This window comes from Massilia sp. Soil_C_3, assembly GCF_057657035.1.
Map to the genome: position 1 here is coordinate 460,376 of NZ_JBDGJG010000001.1, position 18,531 is coordinate 478,906.

The 18,531-nt window shown below is 65.5% G+C and carries 15 protein-coding genes; 9 read left to right on the plus strand and 6 right to left on the minus strand.

Annotated elements, in window-relative coordinates; genetic code table 11:
* Nucleotides 1-120: 120 nt before the first annotated feature.
* A complete protein-coding gene (locus tag AC3A6F_RS02120; protein WP_487678310.1) occupies nucleotides 121-396 on the minus strand; it encodes a protealysin inhibitor emfourin in 276 nt (91 codons plus the stop codon).
* The gene (locus tag AC3A6F_RS02125) at nucleotides 393-1,892 is read right to left on the minus strand and encodes a hypothetical protein (protein ID WP_487678311.1); all 1,500 of its coding nucleotides are present in this window, start codon (nucleotides 1,890-1,892) and stop codon (nucleotides 393-395) included. The genes AC3A6F_RS02120 and AC3A6F_RS02125 overlap by 4 nt, the downstream gene beginning before the upstream one ends.
* A gap of 181 nt (nucleotides 1,893-2,073) precedes the next feature.
* On the opposite strand from AC3A6F_RS02125, the gene AC3A6F_RS02130 reads away from it, so the two are divergent.
* Nucleotides 2,074-2,358, plus strand: a complete 285-nt coding sequence (locus AC3A6F_RS02130) for a polyhydroxyalkanoic acid system family protein (protein WP_487678312.1) — start codon at nucleotides 2,074-2,076, stop codon at nucleotides 2,356-2,358.
* A gap of 41 nt (nucleotides 2,359-2,399) precedes the next feature.
* On the opposite strand, the gene AC3A6F_RS02135 is transcribed toward AC3A6F_RS02130, so the two are convergent.
* Both AC3A6F_RS02135 and AC3A6F_RS02140 read right to left on the minus strand, forming a co-directional pair.
* On the minus strand, nucleotides 2,400-2,654 hold the full coding sequence (locus AC3A6F_RS02135) for an acyl-CoA-binding protein (protein WP_320472994.1): 255 nt from the start codon (nucleotides 2,652-2,654) through the stop codon (nucleotides 2,400-2,402).
* A gap of 175 nt (nucleotides 2,655-2,829) precedes the next feature.
* Entirely contained in the window at nucleotides 2,830-3,186 is a 357-nt protein-coding gene (locus tag AC3A6F_RS02140; RefSeq protein ID WP_123068487.1) for an FKBP-type peptidyl-prolyl cis-trans isomerase, read from the minus strand.
* Nucleotides 3,187-3,306: 120 nt separating this feature from the next.
* On the opposite strand from AC3A6F_RS02140, the gene AC3A6F_RS02145 reads away from it, so the two are divergent.
* From AC3A6F_RS02145 to AC3A6F_RS02160, 4 genes are all read left to right on the plus strand, one after another.
* Nucleotides 3,307-4,122: an EI24 domain-containing protein gene (locus tag AC3A6F_RS02145; RefSeq protein ID WP_487678313.1), complete on the plus strand. Its 816-nt coding sequence runs from the start codon at nucleotides 3,307-3,309 to the stop codon at nucleotides 4,120-4,122.
* Nucleotides 4,123-4,486: 364 nt separating this feature from the next.
* On the plus strand, nucleotides 4,487-7,849 hold the full coding sequence (locus AC3A6F_RS02150; protein WP_487678314.1) for a transglycosylase domain-containing protein: 3,363 nt from the start codon (nucleotides 4,487-4,489) through the stop codon (nucleotides 7,847-7,849).
* Entirely contained in the window at nucleotides 7,837-9,267 is a 1,431-nt protein-coding gene (locus AC3A6F_RS02155; protein ID WP_487678315.1) for a TAXI family TRAP transporter solute-binding subunit, read from the plus strand. The genes AC3A6F_RS02150 and AC3A6F_RS02155 overlap by 13 nt, the downstream gene beginning before the upstream one ends.
* A 59-nt stretch (nucleotides 9,268-9,326) precedes the next feature.
* Nucleotides 9,327-11,282, plus strand: a complete 1,956-nt coding sequence (locus AC3A6F_RS02160; protein ID WP_487678316.1) for a CocE/NonD family hydrolase — start codon at nucleotides 9,327-9,329, stop codon at nucleotides 11,280-11,282.
* A 907-nt stretch (nucleotides 11,283-12,189) separates the two neighbouring features.
* Here AC3A6F_RS02160 and AC3A6F_RS02165 read toward each other — a convergent pair.
* Both AC3A6F_RS02165 and AC3A6F_RS02170 read right to left on the minus strand, forming a co-directional pair.
* Nucleotides 12,190-12,933 (minus strand): hypothetical protein, encoded by a 744-nt coding sequence (locus tag AC3A6F_RS02165; protein WP_487678317.1) that lies wholly within the window; start codon nucleotides 12,931-12,933, stop codon nucleotides 12,190-12,192.
* Nucleotides 12,930-13,385, minus strand: a complete 456-nt coding sequence (locus AC3A6F_RS02170; protein WP_320472999.1) for a rhodanese-like domain-containing protein — start codon at nucleotides 13,383-13,385, stop codon at nucleotides 12,930-12,932. Before AC3A6F_RS02170 ends, AC3A6F_RS02165 begins: the two co-directional genes overlap by 4 nt.
* 317 nt (nucleotides 13,386-13,702) lie before the next feature.
* Here AC3A6F_RS02170 and glnA point away from each other — a divergent pair, with 317 nt between their 5' ends.
* The 4 genes from glnA (at nucleotide 13,703) to ntrC (ending at nucleotide 18,461) form a co-directional block, all read left to right on the plus strand.
* Nucleotides 13,703-15,118: a type I glutamate--ammonia ligase gene (gene glnA, locus AC3A6F_RS02175; protein WP_219862813.1), complete on the plus strand. Its 1,416-nt coding sequence runs from the start codon at nucleotides 13,703-13,705 to the stop codon at nucleotides 15,116-15,118.
* A gap of 161 nt (nucleotides 15,119-15,279) precedes the next feature.
* On the plus strand, nucleotides 15,280-15,795 hold the full coding sequence (locus AC3A6F_RS02180; protein WP_487678318.1) for a DUF4124 domain-containing protein: 516 nt from the start codon (nucleotides 15,280-15,282) through the stop codon (nucleotides 15,793-15,795).
* Nucleotides 15,796-15,806: 11 nt separating this feature from the next.
* Nucleotides 15,807-16,895, plus strand: a complete 1,089-nt coding sequence (gene glnL, locus AC3A6F_RS02185; RefSeq protein WP_487678480.1) for a nitrogen regulation protein NR(II) — start codon at nucleotides 15,807-15,809, stop codon at nucleotides 16,893-16,895.
* A 63-nt stretch (nucleotides 16,896-16,958) separates the two neighbouring features.
* Nucleotides 16,959-18,461, plus strand: a complete 1,503-nt coding sequence (ntrC, locus tag AC3A6F_RS02190) for a nitrogen regulation protein NR(I) (protein ID WP_320473002.1) — start codon at nucleotides 16,959-16,961, stop codon at nucleotides 18,459-18,461.
* The last annotated feature ends 70 nt before the right edge of the window (nucleotides 18,462-18,531 follow it).

The window sequence follows — 18,531 nt, forward strand, 5'->3', positions numbered from 1 at the left end:
CTACATAAGCAAATGAAGGGGGAATCCGCACGAGCGTGCGGATCTTGGCTTGTCAAGCCGCCGAACAGTAGTTGTTGACGGCGCTTAAGGCCGCTGCAGATGGAAGCTGGCAAATCCCGCTCAACCGGCCTGCCGCAGGTAGTCGAGCAGGTGTTGCCATTGGCCGCCGCTGCCGTCCTCACGCAGGAACACGGTGTGGCAGCGCGGCCCGTCCTCGACCGTGATTTCCCAGCGCGGCAAGTCGGCGCCGACCGGGTAGGCCGGTGCGGCGTCGAAGAAGTCGAGGCGCTGCAGCAGCGTCTCGAGGGCCGGCCCGTCGGCCAGGCGCGCGGTATCGAGCTCGTAGGATTCGGCCAGTCCGGCAAAGCCGCCGCAGGCGCGGGCGCTGATCTTCATGCGAGCATCGATGGATCGGCAGGCTGGGCGCCAGCCGGCACCCCCGGCAGCCCCGGCCCGTGGCGGCCGTGATCGAAGCACCAGCGCGCCAGCAGGCGTGCCTCGCCCGCCAGCACGCGCTCGGCGCAATCGTATTCGGGCAGCTGCATGGTGCCGCAGCAGGAACGCCGGTCTTGCCGCGCGCCGGGCGCGTCGCACACCCGCGCCGCCAGGGGCAGGCCGGGGACGAAGGCGGCGGCGCCATCCGGACCGCCGCCATGGCCGGCCTCGGTCACTTCGCGCCGGCTGAACTGGAGGCGGATGGCGTCGGCATAGGCGGCCGGCTTGCCGTCGGCCGTCACGGTCTGGAGCATGGCGTTGACCACGTCGGCATAGGTGGCGGCCTCGTCGGGCGCGGCGATCAGGGCGCGCAGCAGCACCCCGCTCAGGTAGTTGGCGACCCGGTGCAGGACGGCGGCGCAGTCTTCGCGCCCGGGATCGCGTTCGTGAAAGAACAGGTCGGCCAGCACATCGTAGACGGCGCCGGTGAACACCTGCGAGATGGCGTGCACCTGGGTGCCGGCCTCGCTCAGTTTGAGGTCGTTGTCGGCGTTGCGCAGGCCGGTGCTGTTGCCGAGCGCCAGCCCGAACTGCTCGGCGATGTCGGTCAGGAAGGATTTGTCGTGCAGGTCGGCCTTGGTCTGGGCGATCACGGCTTCGCACTGGTCGAGCTGGGACAGGGCCAGGAAGATCGCGGTGAGGTCGCCGAAGGCTTCGTGCAGGCCGCCGGTCTGGGGCGGGGCGTCGGCCTGCAGCCAGAGCGGCTTGATGCCGTCGAGCACCGCATGGGCGGTCTCGTGCGACACGATGTCGAACGAGCGGCAGGTGAAGACCCGCCCGGTGGCGCCGTTGGGAATGAAGTCGCCGAACTTGAGGCAGGCCTGGCTGCGGCTGTAGAAGGCGTTCATGACGTTCGGCAGGCCGTGCGGGTAGACCAGCAGCGGCCGCGTGTCGGTGCTGCTGTTCCATTGCCAGGGCAGCGGCATGGTATGGGCCGCGCCGGCGGCGGCCAGGGCGCGCTGGTACATGGTGAGCGTCTGGCGCACCACGACGAAGGTATGGACGGCGTCGAACTGCGGCGTGTCGGGCTGGGTGACGAAGTCGCCGAAGGCGTTCGGCTCGACCGCGGCGATGCCCGGCTCGCCGGGGGCGATGCGGGCGTCGCGCGGGCCGGCCAGCACCACGCCGGGCAGGAAGGCCTTGCGGGTGCCGATCTCGCTCACCGAAGGATCTTGCTTCCACATGAGGACGCGGGCGCCGAAGGCGTGCGGCGGCGGCTCAGTGGTCGATGGCGCGGCCGGATCGGGGACCTCGGGTTCTTCGAGCAGGCGCGCGGCGCGGTGCTGCTGGCGGTAGGGCGCGCTCGGGGTAGGGACGAAGCGCACCGGAGGCTGCGCTGTCTGCGCCGCCTCTTCGCTGGGCAACAGGCGGTTCGGCTGCTCGACGGGGGTTTCCATATCGACTCCTCGCGTAATGACGGGCTTGCGTCTTCATCCTCGCGCTCCCTGCCGGGCACGCTTTGATAATCGTCAATTGAGGCTGAGCCAGCGCTGTCAGTTATAGCGGGCTCTGGCATAGCCCGGCCGCAACTGGCATCATGGCGGATTGTTTGCAATCGATTCAGGAAGGATCAGTCAGATGGCGGAAATCAGCATCGTCCAGCAGCACAGCCTGAGCCGGGACGCGGCGCGTTCGGTAGCCGAACAGGTGGCGCAGCGTATCGCGGCCGAATACGGGCTGGAATGCAGGTGGGACGGCGATGTGCTGCGCTTCGAGCGCAGCGGCGTGGAGGGCATGTTGACCCTGGAAGACCGGCGCGCCGCGATGCGCATCCGCCTGGGCTTCTTCATGGGCGCGTTCGCGCCGGCCATCGAGGCCAAGGTGGCGGAAAAGATGCGCAAGACCTTCGCCGCCGCGGCGTAACCGGGGTTATGGGCCGGCCGCAGGCGCCGGCCCGGTGGCGATCAGCCCTTCAACTCTTCGATCAGGTCGACGTACTGCTGCTGGGCTTCCTCTTGCGAGGTGCCCGCGAGGCCGGCCCAGGCGTCGTACTTGGCGCGCGCCACGAAATCGGTCATGCCCGGACGCTCGCCCGTCACGTCGCCGCTCGAGCCCTGCTTGAACAGCGCGTAGATCTTCAGCAAGGTCATGTTGTCGGGACGCTCCGACAGGTTTTTCGAATCGGCCTGGGCCTGGGTGAACTGTTCCTGCAAGCTCATGGAAACTCCTGTGATGGTTGAGTGCGGTATTGTCGCTTGGACAACGCGGCAGGCATCTTAGCCCAGGAGACAGGCGGGCACGGGGAATCCGGCCGCATTTTAGAAGAGATGTTCAAATGCCGCCCCAGGACGGCCGAGCCATGCGCCATCGCAGGACGGCGCATGGCAATCCTGATTACACGGCCAGCAGGTCGACGTCGAAGATCAGGGTGGCGTTCGGCGGGATCACGCCGCCGGCGCCGCGTGCGCCGTAGCCCAGGCTGGCCGGGATGGTCAGGCGGCGCGAACCGCCGACCTTCATGCCCTGCACGCCTTCGTCCCAGCCGCGGATCACGTGGCCGGCGCCGAGCGCGAACTCGAACGGGTCGTTGCGGTCTTTGCTCGAATCGAACTTGGCGCCCAGGCTGCCGTCGTCGTTGCGCAGCCAGCCGGTGTAGTGCACGGTGACGTGCTGGCCGGCTTTCGCCTCGGCGCCTTCGCCAGTGACGAGCTCTTCGTATTGCAGGCCGGATTCGGTGGTGATGGTGGACATGGTCTTCCTTGTTGTTCAGATTGAACGACGATTGTAGTCGATGGGTCCATCCGGTGTCATCCCGTAGAATGACGGCATTGAACTGCCATCAGGAGACACCATGCCGCGAAAGAAAGCCCGATGAACAGTGTACTGACCGCCTGCCGGCGCGCCCTGGGCGCGCAGTTCAGCAGCCGCATGCTGCTGTTGTCGCTGGCGCCGCTGCTGCTGGCGGTCGCCCTGTGGAGCGTCGGCATGTGGCTGGGCCTGCAGCCGCTGCTCGACTGGCTGCACGGCATGTTCGCCGAGTACGGCGGTTTCGAGACCAGCGGCAGCATGCTCGAAATGGTGGGCCTGGGCATGCTCAAGGTGATGGTGGTGCCGCTGATGGCGATCGTGCTGCTGCTGCCGCTCAAGATCGGCTCGGCCCTGCTGTTCGTGGGCGTGGTGGCGATGCCGGCCATCGAGTCGTATGTCGGCAAGCGCCAGTTTCCCCAACTCGCAAAGAAGGAGGGTGGTTCCTTCTTCGGCAGCGTGGCGATCAACCTGGGCAGCGTCGTCGTGTTTGCCCTGCTGTGGCTGTTCACCCTGCCGCTGTACGCGGTGCCGCCGCTGGCCTGGCTGGTGCAGGCCAGCCTGTGGGCCTGGGTCACGTCGCGCGTGATGAGCTACGACGCGCTGGCCGCCCACGCCACCCAGGCCGAGCGCCTGGCCCTGATGCGGCGCCGGCGGCCGGCCCTGCTCACCATCGGCTTCATCACGGGGCTGGCGGGCGCGCTGCCGGGCATCGTCTGGATGGGCGGCGCGGTGCTGTCGATCGTGCTGTTCCCGATCCTGGCCCTGGTGTCGCTGTGGCTGTACGTCATGATCTTCCTGTTCGCCGGGTTATGGTTCCAGTATTACTGCCTGCAGGCACTGGAAGAGCTGCGCGCGGAAGAGGCGGTGCAGCCCGCCTGATCTGTCTTTCGACATGGATCAAACGTGGCTGTACACCAAAGGCATCTCCTGCGCGTTAAATATTGGTAGCTAAAACTACTCGGAGCTCTTGCCTGAATTACACGCGGTAATGTCACTCAGCCAAGACCTCGTTGTTTTTTTGCGAAAATATTCCACGCGCAGCAAATTTGTTAAACGGCGCCTCGCGTGAGGCGTATTGATGTGGTGGAATATTGCCTACGGACGGTGCGATCTGGAGTGGGATTGCACCATCCGCGTGCGAACTTACACACACCACGATCACTCGAACGGACCAGCAGCACCACAGATGGCGAGCAGGTTGGCGGGGATTGCTAGCGTTTTGATTCAGACCGGTTAAGCCATCATGGAAAGTATTCGCCGTCAACGACGGCCAAGTAATGTGTCCGGCAAGCGTGCCGCCAACGAGCGCAGTGAGCCGACCTTTGAGCCGACCTTCGAGCCGACGTTTGGCGACGCGGTCGCGACATCGGCCGCGCCGGCCAGCGCCAGTGCCGCGGCGGCTGCCGTGGAGAGCGCTCCTGCGCTCGCGGCCGGCGGCAACGACGTTCCCCTGTACGAAGCCTTCCCGCACCTGGCGGGCAATGGCGGCATCCCCGGCGGCCCGTCGGGTGAGCCCGGCGGCGACGAGCCGGCCCCGCGCAAGCGGCGCTGGAAGTTGTGGCTGGTGCTCGGCCTGCTGCTGCTGATCGCGCTGCTGGCGGCCTGGGCGGTGCTGGAGACGCGCACCTCTCGCCTGCAGGCCAAGATCTTCGCCGACATGGCCAGCGAGCTCACCTATCGCATGGAAAACGGTCCCAGCGATGCGATCCGGTTCCCGGCCGCCAGTCCCTATGATACCCGGCTCGGCTATGCCGGCATGCCGCACTATCTCGAGCGCCTGCGGACCCGCGACTACGCGATCGCGGCCCAGGCGCGCATCTCGCCGCAGATGGTCAAGATGGCCGACATGGGCCTGTACGCGACCTATCACGAAAAGACCAAGGTCGGCCTCGAGATCCTCGATTGCCGCTCGCAGCCGATCTTTACCTCGCGCTTCCCCGAGCGCTTCTACCACGAATTCAGCGCAGCGCCGCCGCTGCTGGTGCAGAGCCTGCTGTTCATCGAGAACCGCGAACTGCTCGACGCAAGCCATCCGCGCCGCAATCCGGCGGTCGAGTGGGACCGCTTCTCGAAGGCCGTGTTCGACAAGTCCCTGTCCAGCATCGGCCTGGGTGGCGGCGGCCGCGTGGCCGGCGGCAGCACGCTGGCGACCCAGATCGAAAAATACCGGCATTCGCCCGAAGGCCGCACCAGCTCGACCACCGACAAGATCATCCAGATGGCCTCGGCCACGCTGCGCGCCTACCAGGATGGCGAAGACACCACCGGTTCGCGCCGCCAGATCGTGCTCGACTACCTGAATACGGTGCCGCTGTCGGCCAAGTCCGGCTATGGCGAAGTGAACGGCATCGGCGACGGCCTGTGGGTCTGGTATGGCCGCGACTTCGACAAGGTCAACGCGATGCTGAAGGGCCCGATGACGAGCCCGGATGCCGTGCTGGCGTACAAAGAAGCGCTGTCGCTGATGATCGCCCAGCGCCGCCCGGCCTATTACCTGGGCGCCGGCGAACCCGACCTCGAAATCCTGACCGACAGCCACCTGCGCGTGCTGGCCCAGGCCGGCGTGATCTCGCCCCAGTTGCGCGACGCCGCCCTGAGCGTGAAACTGCAGCCGGCGCTGCACAGCGGCGTGGCGCCGCCGCCGGCCGACGCCTTCGTGTCGCGCAAGGCGGCCAATGCGGTGCGCAACCACCTCGGCTTCCTGATCGGCGATTCGCGCCTGTACAACGTCGACCGCCTCGACCTGTCGGTGGTCTCGACCCTGGACGGCAATGCCCAGCAGGCGGTGACGGCGGCCCTGCGCCAGCTGTCCGACGCCGAGCATGCCAAAGCGGCCGGCCTGACCGGCAAGGGTCTGCTCGGCAACGGCGACCCGGCCCAGGTGGTGTACAGCTTCACGCTGATGGAGCGGGGCGAGCACGTCAACTACCTGCGGGTCCAGACCGATAACTACGACCAGCCGCTCGACATCAACGAGGGCGCCAAGCTCGACCTCGGTTCGACCGCCAAGCTGCGCACGCTGGTGACCTACCTGGACATCGTCGACCAGCTGCACAAGCGCTTCGAGCCGCTGGACAAGATCGGCCTGCACGGCGTCGAGATCGATCCGAAGGACCGCATGTCGCAATGGGGCCTGGAATACTTCCAGACCCTGCCGGAAGGCGCCGACCGCGGCCTGAAAGCCATGCTCGACGCCGCCATGGCGCGCCGCTACTCGGCCAGCCCGGGCGAGCGCTTCATGACCGGCGGCGGCCTGCATACCTTCGGCAACTTCAGCCGCCTGGACAACGACAAGATCATGGACGTGCACCAGGCGCTGCGCCAGTCGACCAACCTGGTGTTCGTGCGCATGATGCGCGATGTGGTGCGCTACTACATGTTCCAGCTGCCCGGTTCCTCGGCCCAGCTGCTGGCCGATGCCAACGATCCGCGCCGCGCCGCCTACCTGGCGCGCTTCGCCGACAACGAGGGCAAGGATTTCCTGGCCAAGTTCTGGAACAAGTACAAGGGCAAGACCCCGGCCGAGATCGAAGCGCTGCTGTTCTCCGGCGTGCGTCCGCTCGCCTCGAAGCTGGCCGCGGCCCACCGCACGGTGGCCCCGAACGCTACGCTGGAGCAGTTCGGCGCCTTCATCGACGCGACCCTGCCGTCGGCCAACGAGGTCGATCCGGAACGCATCCCGAAGATGTACGAGATGTACGATGCGCGCAATATGTCGCTGGCCGACCGCGGCTACGTGGCCTCGGTGCACCCGCTCGAACTGTGGCTGGTAAGCTATCTGCGCACGCACCCCAAGGCCACCTGGTCCGAGGTGACGGCCGCCAGCGTCAAGGAGCGCCAGGAAGTCTACCAGTGGCTGTTCAAGACCAGCCGCAAGAACGCCCAGGACAAGCGCATCGCCGGCCTGCTCGAGGTCGAAGCCTTCCTCAAGATCCACGCCCAGTGGAAGAAAATGGGTTATCCCTTCGATTCGCTGGTGCCGTCGTTCGCGACCACCCTGGGCGCCTCGGCCGACCGTCCGGCCTCGCTGGCCGAGCTGATGGGCATCATCGTCAACGGCGGCGTGCGCAAGCCCATCGAGCGCATCGACTCGCTGCACTTTGCCAAGGACACGCCTTACGAGACCCTGGTCAAGCGCAACAAGGGCGGCGGCAAGGAACAGGTGCTGGCGCCGGAAGTCGCGCGCACCGTGGCCGACGCCATCCAGGGCGTGGTTTCGGACGGCACCGCCAAGCGCGTCAAGACCGCTTTTGTGCAGGCCGACGGCAGCGTGATCGCGCTGGGCGGCAAGACCGGCACCGGTGACCAGCGCTTCGACGTGTATGCGCGCGGCGGCCGCCTGGTCGAATCGCGCTACGTGAACCGCTCGGCGACCTTCGTGTTCAATATCGGCGAACGCTTCTACGGCAGCATGACAGCCTATGTGCACGGCCCGCAGTCGGAACACTATGACTTCACCAGCGCGCTGCCGGTGCAGCTCCTGGTGACGCTGGCGCCTAGCCTGATGCCGATGATCGAGCCGGCGCCGCACGCATCTGTACCTGCATCCGTGCCTGGTGCGACGCCGCAAGCGGTGGCGGCGTCCCAGCGGCAGTGCGTGCGTTGAAGCCGGCGGGCGAGGGCAGCGGCGCGCCGGGCAAGGGCCTGCGCGCGCGGCTGCAGAATTTTTCCATCGTCTCGCTGCGCGACCTGGTCGTGGCCTCCGGCCCGACCATCCTGATGGTGGCGGCGGCCGTGCTGCTGGCCTACTGGTGGGTCGATCCGGCGCCGCCGCGCAGCCTGCGCCTGGCCACCGGCCAGGAAAATTCCGCCTACGAGACCTTCGGCAAGCAGTACGCGAGCCTGCTCGCGCGCGACGACATCAAGGTGACGCTGCAGCCGACCCTCGGCTCGCGCGACAACCTGCAACGCCTGCTGGCGGGAGAAGCCGACGTCGCCTTCGTGCAGAGCGGCTCGACCGACGGCGATACCATGAACGCGCAAGACGGCGAAGCCGCCGAGCGCCAGGAACTGGTTTCATTGGGCAGCCTGTTCACCGAACCGGTATGGCTGTTCCTGCGCGAAGAAGCCAGGGTCACGAATCTGACCGACCTGCGCGGCAAGCGCATCAACCTGGGACCGGAAGGCACCGGCGTGCCGCGCCTGCTGCGCCAGGTGCTCGACGCCAACGGCATCGCACCGCAAGACCTGCGGATCGGCGACCTGGCCGACACGCCGGCCACGGTGGAGCTGCTGGCCGGCCGCATCGACGGCCTGGTGTTTTCGTCGGCGCCGGAAGCGCCGCTGATCCAGATGCTGCTGCAGACGCCCGGCATCCGGCTGTTCGACTTCGCCCAGGCCGAGGCCTATACACGGCGCCTGCCTTTCCTGACCCACGTGGTGCTGCCGCGCGGGATCGTCGACCTGGGCCGCAATATCCCGGCCCAGGATTACCACCTGATCGCGCCCACCGCGACCTTGGTGGCGCGCGAGGAAATCCATCCGGCCCTGGTGGGCCTCTTGGTGAAGGCCGCGACCAATATCCACGGCGGGGCCGGCTGGTTCCAGCAGCAGGGCCAGTTCCCGTCGCCAAAGTACACCGAGATCCCGGTGGCGCCGGAAGCCGCGCGCTATTACCGCGACGGTCCGCCCTTCATGCAGCGCTATATGAGCTTCTGGCTGGCCAACCTGGCCGAGCGCCTGTGGGTGGTGGTGGTGGCGCTCACCGCCTTGCTGATTCCGCTGTCGAAGATCGTGCCGCCGATCTACGTGTGGCGCGTGCGCTCGCGCGTCTACCGCTGGTACGGCGAGCTGCGCGCGATCGAACAGGCGCTGGAAGACGCCGGGCTCGAGCCGGTCGACACGGTGCGCAAGGAACTGCTGCGGCGCCTGGACGGGCTCGAGGACCGGGTCAACCACATCTCGGTGCCGCTGGCCTATGCCGACGAACTGTATCGCCTGCGCAGCCACATCCACCTGGTGCGCGAGCGGATCCGCGGCGTGCAGGAAGACAGCGAAGCGGCTGCGGTGCCGTTGACGAAATAATCATCCGCTCCGGATTGCGATTACACTGGCGCCCCCAGTGTTTTCAACCGAAGGAAGTCATGATTCGCCGTCCGCTGTCCGCTCTCGTCCTTGGTCTCCTGCTCGCGGGCGCTATCCCGGCCTTCGCCGCCGGCATGCAGGCCGCGCCAGAAAGCGCCCCTGCCAAGCGCTCCGTGCGTGAAGCCTATACCAAGTACGAATACCGGATCCCGATGCGCGACGGCGCGCGACTGTTCACCGCGGTCTACGTGCCGAAGGACAGCTCGCGCGCCTACCCCTTCCTGATGCAGCGCACGCCCTACAGCGCCGGCGTGCGCGCCGAAGGAGAGCTGCGCTACGGCGTGGACTGGATGCCGGAGTCGCTCGGGCCCTCGCGCGAATTCGAAGACGCCGGCTATATCTTCGTGGTCCAGGACGTGCGCGGCCGCCACATGTCCGAGGGCGTGTGGCAGGAGATGACGCCGCACGCCAAGCCGGCGCTGGGCAAGGGGGAGGGCGTCGAAGCCAAGGACATGCACGATACCGTGGCCTGGCTGATCAAGAACGTCCCGAACAACAACGGCAAGGTCGGCATCTGGGGCATCAGCTATCCCGGTTTCTACGCCGCCGCCAGCGTGATCGATTCGCATCCGGCCATCAAGGCCGCTTCTCCGCAGGCGCCGATCGCCGACCTGTACATGGGCGACGATTCGTATCACGGCGGCGCGTTCAAGCTGGCCGCCAACTTCGACTTCTATTCGTCCTTCGTCGCCGCGCCCAACCCTTCGCCCAAGTCGGCATCGGGCGGCGGCTTCGACTACGACGAGGCCGACGGCTACGACTTCTTCCTCAAGCACCTGACGCTGGGCGCGATCGCGGGCACGATGAGCGAGCGCCAGCGCGAGCTGTTCATGCCGAACATCGAGCACGACACCTATGACGACTTCTGGCAGTCGCGCGCCATCGGTCCGCACATGAAGAACGTCAAGGCGGCGATGCTGACCGTCGGCGGCTGGTTCGATGCGGAAGATTTCCAGGGCCCGTTCACCGTTTATGACGCTGTCAGGCGCCACAATCCAGCTGCGGTGAACAGGCTGGTGGTGGGCCCATGGGTGCATGGTGGCTGGATGCGCGGCGACGGCGCGCGCCTCGGTCACGTGCGCTTCGATGCCAACACCAGCGACTACTTCCGGCGCAACATCCAGTTTCCCTTCTTCGAGCAGCACCTGAAAGGCATCAAGCCGGCCACGGAGCTGGCGCCGGTCACCATGTTCGAGACCGGCACCAATGTCTGGCGCAGCTACGACGCCTGGCCGCCGAAGCCGGCCCGGGCGCGCACCCTGTACTTCAATGCCAATGGCGGCCTGACCTGGCAACAGCCGGCAACGACTGGCGCGTTCGACGCTTACGATGAGTATGTGGCCGATCCGAAGCGCCCGGTGCCCTATATCGGCTATCCGGCTCAGGGCGTGCCGCGCGAATACATGGTGTCCGACCAGCGCTTCGCCGCGACCCGTCCCGACGTGCTGGTGTACCAGAGCGAGGTGCTGGAAGAAGACGTGACGGTTGCCGGGCAGGTAGCGCCGAAGCTGTTCGTGTCGACCACCGGCACCGACGCGGATTGGGTCGTGAAGCTGATCGACGTCTACCCGGCCGACTATCCGACGCCGGCGGCGCCGCGTGCCGGCAGCGACGTCGGACCGCCGGCCCTGAAACTGGGCGGCTTCCAGCAACTGGTACGCGGCAATCCGCTGCGCGGCAAGTTCCGCAACAGCTACGAGAAACCGGAGCCCTTCGTGCCCGGCAAGGTGACAGCGATCGATATCGAGCTGGGGGCGGTGAACCACACCTTCCGCCGCGGCCACCGCATCATGGTGCAGGTGCAGAGTTCGTGGTTCCCGCTAATCGACCTGAATCCGCAGACCTTCATGCGCATTCCCGACGCGAAGCCGGAAGACTTCAGGAAGGCGACCCAGCGCGTCTATCGCGCGCCGGGTACGGCCTCGGGACTCCAGCTGATGGTGATGCCTAATTGAACCGTTCGTTGCGACGGCGCGGGACTCCGCGCTCGAGAACTTCGGGGTCAGGTCTGACAACACTTCGGGGTCAGGTCTGACAATCGGACACGGGCTGAGCAGTCATTAGCCACAGCGTGATTGTCTCGTGCCGTCCAAGCTGTAATGATCTGCTTTAAGGCTGAGAACGTGTCCGAATGTCAGACCTGACCCCGGTGTTGCGCGGCGTTTTGGCTTAAAAACGATAGCAATGATCTCGTTGTGCGTCGCTCCGGAGTAGGGCGGTCGTCATGACGACGGATTGGCTCTTCTGGCAATGAACTAAGACTTCCGTGTACCCTTCCATTCCCCGCTCGATCAAACTGTTAGCTTTCGCCTGGCTGACTGCTCGGGCGAAAGGAGACTGAAGCGTTTTAGTTTTCGGTATCTCAACGCGTTGAGGGCGCGCACCCGTAACTTCTTTTGTAGAGCCCAGTCCACACCCAGCCGCAAGTACGAAGCCTCCTAAAGATCGACAGTTAGCACTACTCTCCGTTCCCCCGCGGCTGTGAGAGGAGTATTCCACGATGTGGCCGTTATCCGCCTGCGCCGATAGCGTTAGGATCCATGTGCCCACAATTTGAGTTAATCGGTTCATTTCTAAACAACCTCCATCTGCTAGAGCACAGCTAGGGGGGACTCCAAATGCCACCATAAGCGTGAACTTCGGGGTCAGGTCTGACAATCGGACACGGGCTCTGCAGTCCTTAACCAAAGCGTGATTGTCTCGACTCTTCCAAGCTGTAATGATCTGCTTTAAGGCTGAGAACGTGTCCGATTGTCAGACCTGACCCCGGTGTTGCGAGAGCGGCGGTAGTTATGTGCGCCGTTCTCGCGCCGGATGATCTCGCTGCCAACCATCACCGCGTCGGCGGCGAAGCTGCCGACCCTACCCGTTGCGACGGCGCGGGACGCCGCGCTCGTACCATGCCGGCGCGCCGGGGACGAGCGCGGCGCGCACTTCGCGGCGCAGGGTGGTGGCGGGAATCGCGTCGGCGGCCAGCTGGCGGAGGCGCCGCACGTCGGCGTGCCGGCCGCGCGCGGCCAGCACGTCCAGGATGGCGTTCACGTCCTGCACATAGTTGTGGATCTCGGCCGGGATGCTGGGCGCGGCGGTGAAACGCTTGCGGCGCTCGCGGAAGGCGTCCATCAGGTAGTCGGCATGCTGGCGGATGTTTTCTTCCGGGTTCGGCATCAGGCGTTCGGCAAGTTCGGCGTCGCCGGCGGCGATCACCTGCGGCAGCACGACCCGGATGCACGAAGCGGCCAGCGCCGGCGCCACGGTTTCCAGTTGCAGGAACAGGTCGCGCGTGCGCACCGGCTGGTCGCGCGCATGGTCGATCGAGACCACGTCGAACAAGCCGTCGCGGTTGCCCTGGCCGGCCAGCAGCAGGGCGGCATTGCGCTCGCGCACCGCCTCGAGCGCCGCTTCCGCCGGCGGATGGGCCTCGGCCAGTACGGCCCAATCGGCGAGCGCATAGGAACGGCGTACACCGGCCAGCGACGGATCCTGTTCCAGCGCATGCTCGTGGAACCAGGTCAGCTCTTGCAGCGCGGCGTCGTACTGGCCCTGGTCGGCCAGTTCGCGCGCCGCCACCAGGCGTTCGATGGGGTTACTTACCTCGTCGCTCATGCACCCACCCACGGCAATCCCGCCTTGCACCAGCCGCCGAGCGTCTTGCGATGGCCTTCGCCATCCCTGTCGCCCTCGAAGCCTTCGAGGATGTCGAAGGCATTCGCATAACCGAGTTCGGTCGCCACGCGGGCGCTGTGGCGCGAGCGCACGCCCGAGCGGCACAGGAACAGCAGGATGTCATCCGGGTTTGCGACTTTTTCCAACTGGGCGCCGAAATCCGGATTCGGCACGCCGCCCGGATACGTCGCCCACTGTACCGCCGCATGCTGGGCGTCGGGGATGGCGACCCGGCCCACCCAGTCGCGTTCGGCATTGGTGCGCACGTCCACCAGTTTGACGTTCGGGCTGCTTCTAAGCAGCTCGAACGCCTCTTGCGGCGTCACCGCACCGGCATAGGGCTGGCCTGCGCCACGCTGGCGCGCCGCCTCGAGAATGTTTTCTGTCGTCATAATGTTCGGTCCGTTTTTGGGCATCCAAAGGCGCTGCACCACCGTGGATCAGTGTATCCTGCTCTTAAATGGTGCATCGACACGTGATTGCACTTGATTGGTGCATTCGGCATGCACTGTAAATCTTTCGACAAGCCTGCCGATCGACGCGATTTTATGGGTAAACTGGCCCGTCCCCCAAGAACGATTTGTGCATGCTCTCATGCAATTAACTGGGCACGTGGGGTGTCACCAAGTTGGCATGCTTCGTGCTTCAACATGATGCAAGTTGTCGGTTCTCATGGCCCGACTTCCTTTTTTCAATTAGGAGATTCCGAATGGCAAAGTCCGCCGCAGATGTAATGCAACTGGTCAAGGACAACGAAGTCAAATTCGTTGATTTACGCTTCGCCGATACCCGCGGCAAGGAACAGCACGTCACGGTCCCGGTGTCGCACTTCGACCTGGACAAATTCGAATCCGGCCACGCCTTCGACGGTTCGTCGATCGCCGGCTGGAAGGGTATCGAAGCCTCGGACATGCTCCTGCTGCCAGACCCGAACACCGCCAACCTCGACCCGTTCATGGAAGAGACCACGCTGTTCATGCAGTGCGACGTCATCGAACCGTCGGATGGCAAGGGCTACGACCGCGACCCGCGCTCGATCGCCAAGCGCGCCGAAGCCTACCTGAAATCGTCGGGCATCGGCGACACCGCCTACTTCGGCCCGGAACCGGAATTCTTCATCTTCGACTCGATCCGCTGGAAGATCGACATGTCGGGCTGCTTCGTCAAGATCGATTCGGACGAATCGTCGTGGGCGACCGACAAGGAAATCGAAGGCGGCAACAGCGGCCACCGTCCGACCGTCAAGGGCGGCTACTTCCCGGTGCCACCTGTCGATTCGTTCCAGGACATGCGCTCGGAAATGTCGTTGATCCTCGAATCGATGGGCATCCCGGTCGAAGTGCACCACCACGAAGTGGCGGGCGCCGGCCAGAATGAAATCGGCACCAAGTTCTCGACCCTGGTCGAGCGCGCCGACTGGACCCAGAACATGAAATACGTGATCTGGAACGTCGCCCACAGCTATGGCAAGACCGCAACCTTCATGCCGAAGCCGATCAACGGCGACAACGGCTCGGGCATGCACGTGCACCAGTCGATCTGGAAAGACGGCAAGAACCTGTTCGCTGGCGACGGCTATGCCGGCCTGTCGGAAACCGCACTGTTCTACATCGGCGGCATCATCAAGCACGCGCGCGCCCTGAACGCGATCACCAACCCGGGCACGAACTCGTACAAGCGCCTGGTGCCTGGCTACGAAGCCCCGGTCAAGCTGGCCTATTCGGCACGTAACCGTTCGGCCTCGATCCGCATCCCGCACGTGGCGAACCCGAAAGGCCGCCGCATCGAGACCCGCTTCCCGGACCCACTGGCCAACGTCTACCTGTGCTTCGCTGCGCTGCTGATGGCCGGCCTGGACGGCATCCAGAACAAGATCCACCCGGGCGAAGCCGCCACCAAGGACCTGTACCACCTGCCGCCGGAAGAAGACAAGCTGATCCCGACCGTGTGCGCCTCGCTCGAAGAAGCGCTGGAAGCCCTGGACAAGGACCGCGAGTTCCTGACCCGCGGCGGCGTGTTCAGCGACAGCATGATCGATGCCTACATCGAGCTGAAGATGAACGAAGTGCAGCGTCTGCGCATGACCCCGCACCCAGCCGAATTCGACATGTACTATTCGTCGTAATCACTTGGCAAGCTGTTGTGCCTGCGCATCGCCAGCCTTGACGGCGATGCCATGAAACGCGGGGAAAGCGATGGCTTTCCCCGCGTTTTTTGTTGCTTCGGGTATAGTCGGGCGCGACTACAATGCATCTTTCCGCCGATGCAAGCTACCGAGTGATAGGAATGACAAACATCGTTTTTCACGGCGCCGTGGCCATGTTCGCCCTGCTGTTGTGCACCTCGGCCCAGGCCCAGATCTATCGTTGTACGGACGCCAACGGCCGCCCGCTGTACACCGACGTCAAGGTCGGCAAGTGCCAGCTGATCGATACCGGCTACAGTTCGCCGCCGGCGGCATCAAAGCCGATCCCGGCCCCGCGTTCGTCGGGCGGATCGGATTCGGCCAGCGCGCCGGCCCCGGCCGCCAGCAGCACGCCGTCCAGCTTCCCGCGCGTGGACAATGTGGTGCAGCGCGCGCGCGACGACGAGCGGCGCGAGATCCTGGGCGACGAATTGCGCATCGAGGAGCGCAAGCTGCTCGAGCTCAAAAAAGTGTTCAACAACGGCGAGCCCGAGCGCCAGGGCAATGAGCGTAATTACGCCAAGTACCAGGAGCGGGTGGTGACGATGCGCGACGAGATCAACCGTACTGAACGCAATATCGAGGCGCTGCGGCGCGAGATCGGCAATATCAGATGACCCTGCCACCCATGAACGACGTTCCCGCTTTTGATGCGGGCGATCCGGCGCGCTACGCCGGCCTCGACCTGCTGGCCTCGGCCGTGCTGCTGACCGGCGCCGAGGGCGAAGTGCTGTATGCGAACGCCGCCGCCGAGAACCTGATGGAGCTGTCGCTCAAGTCGCTGCAGCGCCATCGCCTGCCCGAATTGTTCCAGAATGGCGCCGAGCTGGCCGCCCTGATCGGCCAGGCGCTGGCCCACCAGTACGCCGACCTGCGCCAGGACCTGACCCTGCAGCGCAATAACCGCGAGCCGCTGCACGTGAACAGCATCGTCAGCGCGCTGGGCGACGGCACCCTCCTGATCGAGCTGCGCGAGAACGTGCAGCAGTTGAAGCTCGACCGCGAGGAGCGCATCCTCGACCAGAGCCAGGCCAACAAGGAACTCATCCGCAACCTGGCGCACGAGATCAAGAACCCGCTGGGCGGCATCCGCGGCGCGGCCCAGCTGCTGGAACTCGAGCTGCCGCCGCACCACCTGCTCGAGCTGCAGGAATACACGCAGGTGATCATCAAGGAAGCCGACCGCCTGCAGACCCTGGTCGACCGCCTGCTGGCGCCGCACAGGAAGCCCCATATTGTTGGCGACGTCAATATCCACGAAGTGTGCGAGCGGGTGCGCAGCCTGATCCTGGCCGAATTCCCGCAAGGCCTGACGATCAAGCGCGACTACGACGCCTCGATCCCGGAATTCCGCGGCGATTTCGAGCAGCTGATCCAGGTGGTGCTGAACATCGCCCACAACGCCGCCCAGGCGCTCTCCGGCCGCATGGCGCGGGGCGACGCGGAGATTGTTTTACGCACCCGCGTGGCGCGCCAGGTCACTTTGGCGAAGGTCCGTTACGGGCTGGCATTAGACTTGCATATCATCGACAATGGACCGGGCATCGCGCCCGATATCCGCGACCGCATTTTCTATCCGCTCGTATCCGGGCGTGACGGCGGGAGCGGCCTCGGGCTGACGCTGGCGCAAACCTTCGTGCAGCAGCACCTGGGGGTGATCGAGTGCGAAAGCCGGCCTGGACTGACGGATTTCCGTATCCTGCTGCCCCTGCCATAAGCGCGGGCGAGCAGGGCGCCGACCAGTCCTTTATTGAATCCATGTTGCGGGAAGCACGAATACATGAAACCAATCTGGATTGTCGACGACGACGCATCGATTCGCTGGGTACTCGAAAAAGCCCTGGCGCGCGAAAGCCTGGAGACCCGCAGCTTCGCCAACGCGCGCGAGGCCCTGACCGCCTTTGAAACCGATACCCCGCAGGTGCTGGTATCGGACATCCGCATGCCGGGCGAATCCGGCATCGACCTGCTGCAGGCCGTCAAGGCCCGCCATCCCGGCCTGCCGGTCATCATCATCACCGCCTTCTCGGACCTCGATTCGGCGGTGTCCTCGTTCCAGGGCGGCGCCTTCGACTACCTGGCCAAGCCGTTCGACATCGACAAGGCGGTGGCGCTGATCCGGCGCGCCCTCGAGGAGAGCCTGCGCGAAGCCAGCGTCGAGGCGCTGCCGGCCGAGACGCCCGAGATCCTGGGCCATGCGCCGGCGATGCAAGAGGTGTTCCGCGCCATCGGCCGCCTGTCGCAATCGAATGTGACGGTCCTGATCACGGGCGAATCGGGCACCGGCAAGGAGCTCGTGGCGCGCGCGCTGCACAAGCACAGCCCGCGCGCGCAACAACCCTTCATCGCCCTGAACACCGCCGCGATCCCGAAGGACTTGCTGGAATCGGAACTGTTCGGCCACGAGCGCGGCGCCTTCACCGGCGCCCAGGCCATGCGGCGCGGCCGCTTCGAGCAGGCCGAGGACGGCACGCTGTTCCTCGACGAGATCGGCGACATGCCGTTCGATCTGCAGACCCGGCTTTTGCGCGTGCTGTCGGACGGCCACTTCTACCGCGTGGGCGGCCACCAGCCGGTAAAGGCCAATGTGCGCGTGATCGCGGCCACCCACCAGAACCTCGAGCAGCGCGTGCGCGACGGCCTGTTCCGCGAAGATCTGTATCACCGCCTGAACGTGATCCGCCTGCGCCTGCCGTCCCTGCGCGAGCGCAGCGACGACATCCCGATCCTCACGCGCCACTTCCTGGTGCAGAGTGCACACCAATTGGGCGTCGAACCGAAGCGCATGAGCGAGCAGGCGATGCGCTTCCTGTCCGGGCTCGAATTGCCGGGCAATGTGCGCCAGCTGGAAAACCTGTGCAACTGGATCACCGTGATGGCGCCCGGCCAGACGGTCGAGATCAAGGATTTACCACGCGACCTGACCCAGGGCCAGGCGGGCACCAGCGCCAATCCGGTGCCGCTGTCCGACGGCATGGTGGGGGCGGGCGCACTGCCGGTGGCCGGCGCCGGAGGCATCGTCATGCAGGTCGCGGCGCAGGCGCCGGCCTCGCCCGACGGCTGGATCGACCTGCTCGAGCTGCAGGCCGCCGGCATGCTCAGCGCGGGGCAGATGGACGTGATGGACATCCTGGGACGCCAGTTCGAGTCGGCCCTGATCAGGACAGCACTCAAGCATACGCACGGACGCAAGAACGACGCCGCGATGCGGCTCGGGATCGGGCGCAACACCATCACGCGCAAGATCGTGGAACTGGGGATCGACGGCGCGCGCGAGGAATAGGCTCGTAGTAAAGCCTGATGGTGAAAAGGGCGGCCGGTGGTGTAAGCTCCTGCATCGCCCGCTCTACCTT

Coding starts and splice junctions, on each gene's coding strand:
- AC3A6F_RS02120 (WP_487678310.1), bottom strand. CDS start 396: ATGAAGATCAGCGCCCGCGCCTGCGGCGGCTTTGCCGGACTGGCCGAA.
- AC3A6F_RS02125 (WP_487678311.1), bottom strand. CDS start 1,892: ATGGAAACCCCCGTCGAGCAGCCGAACCGCCTGTTGCCCAGCGAAGAG.
- AC3A6F_RS02130 (WP_487678312.1), top strand. CDS start 2,074: ATGGCGGAAATCAGCATCGTCCAGCAGCACAGCCTGAGCCGGGACGCG.
- AC3A6F_RS02135 (WP_320472994.1), bottom strand. CDS start 2,654: ATGAGCTTGCAGGAACAGTTCACCCAGGCCCAGGCCGATTCGAAAAAC.
- AC3A6F_RS02140 (WP_123068487.1), bottom strand. CDS start 3,186: ATGTCCACCATCACCACCGAATCCGGCCTGCAATACGAAGAGCTCGTC.
- AC3A6F_RS02145 (WP_487678313.1), top strand. CDS start 3,307: ATGAACAGTGTACTGACCGCCTGCCGGCGCGCCCTGGGCGCGCAGTTC.
- AC3A6F_RS02150 (WP_487678314.1), top strand. CDS start 4,487: ATGGAAAGTATTCGCCGTCAACGACGGCCAAGTAATGTGTCCGGCAAG.
- AC3A6F_RS02160 (WP_487678316.1), top strand. CDS start 9,327: ATGATTCGCCGTCCGCTGTCCGCTCTCGTCCTTGGTCTCCTGCTCGCG.
- AC3A6F_RS02165 (WP_487678317.1), bottom strand. CDS start 12,933: ATGAGCGACGAGGTAAGTAACCCCATCGAACGCCTGGTGGCGGCGCGC.
- AC3A6F_RS02170 (WP_320472999.1), bottom strand. CDS start 13,385: ATGACGACAGAAAACATTCTCGAGGCGGCGCGCCAGCGTGGCGCAGGC.
- glnA (WP_219862813.1), top strand. CDS start 13,703: ATGGCAAAGTCCGCCGCAGATGTAATGCAACTGGTCAAGGACAACGAA.
- AC3A6F_RS02180 (WP_487678318.1), top strand. CDS start 15,280: ATGACAAACATCGTTTTTCACGGCGCCGTGGCCATGTTCGCCCTGCTG.
- glnL (WP_487678480.1), top strand. CDS start 15,807: ATGAACGACGTTCCCGCTTTTGATGCGGGCGATCCGGCGCGCTACGCC.
- ntrC (WP_320473002.1), top strand. CDS start 16,959: ATGAAACCAATCTGGATTGTCGACGACGACGCATCGATTCGCTGGGTA.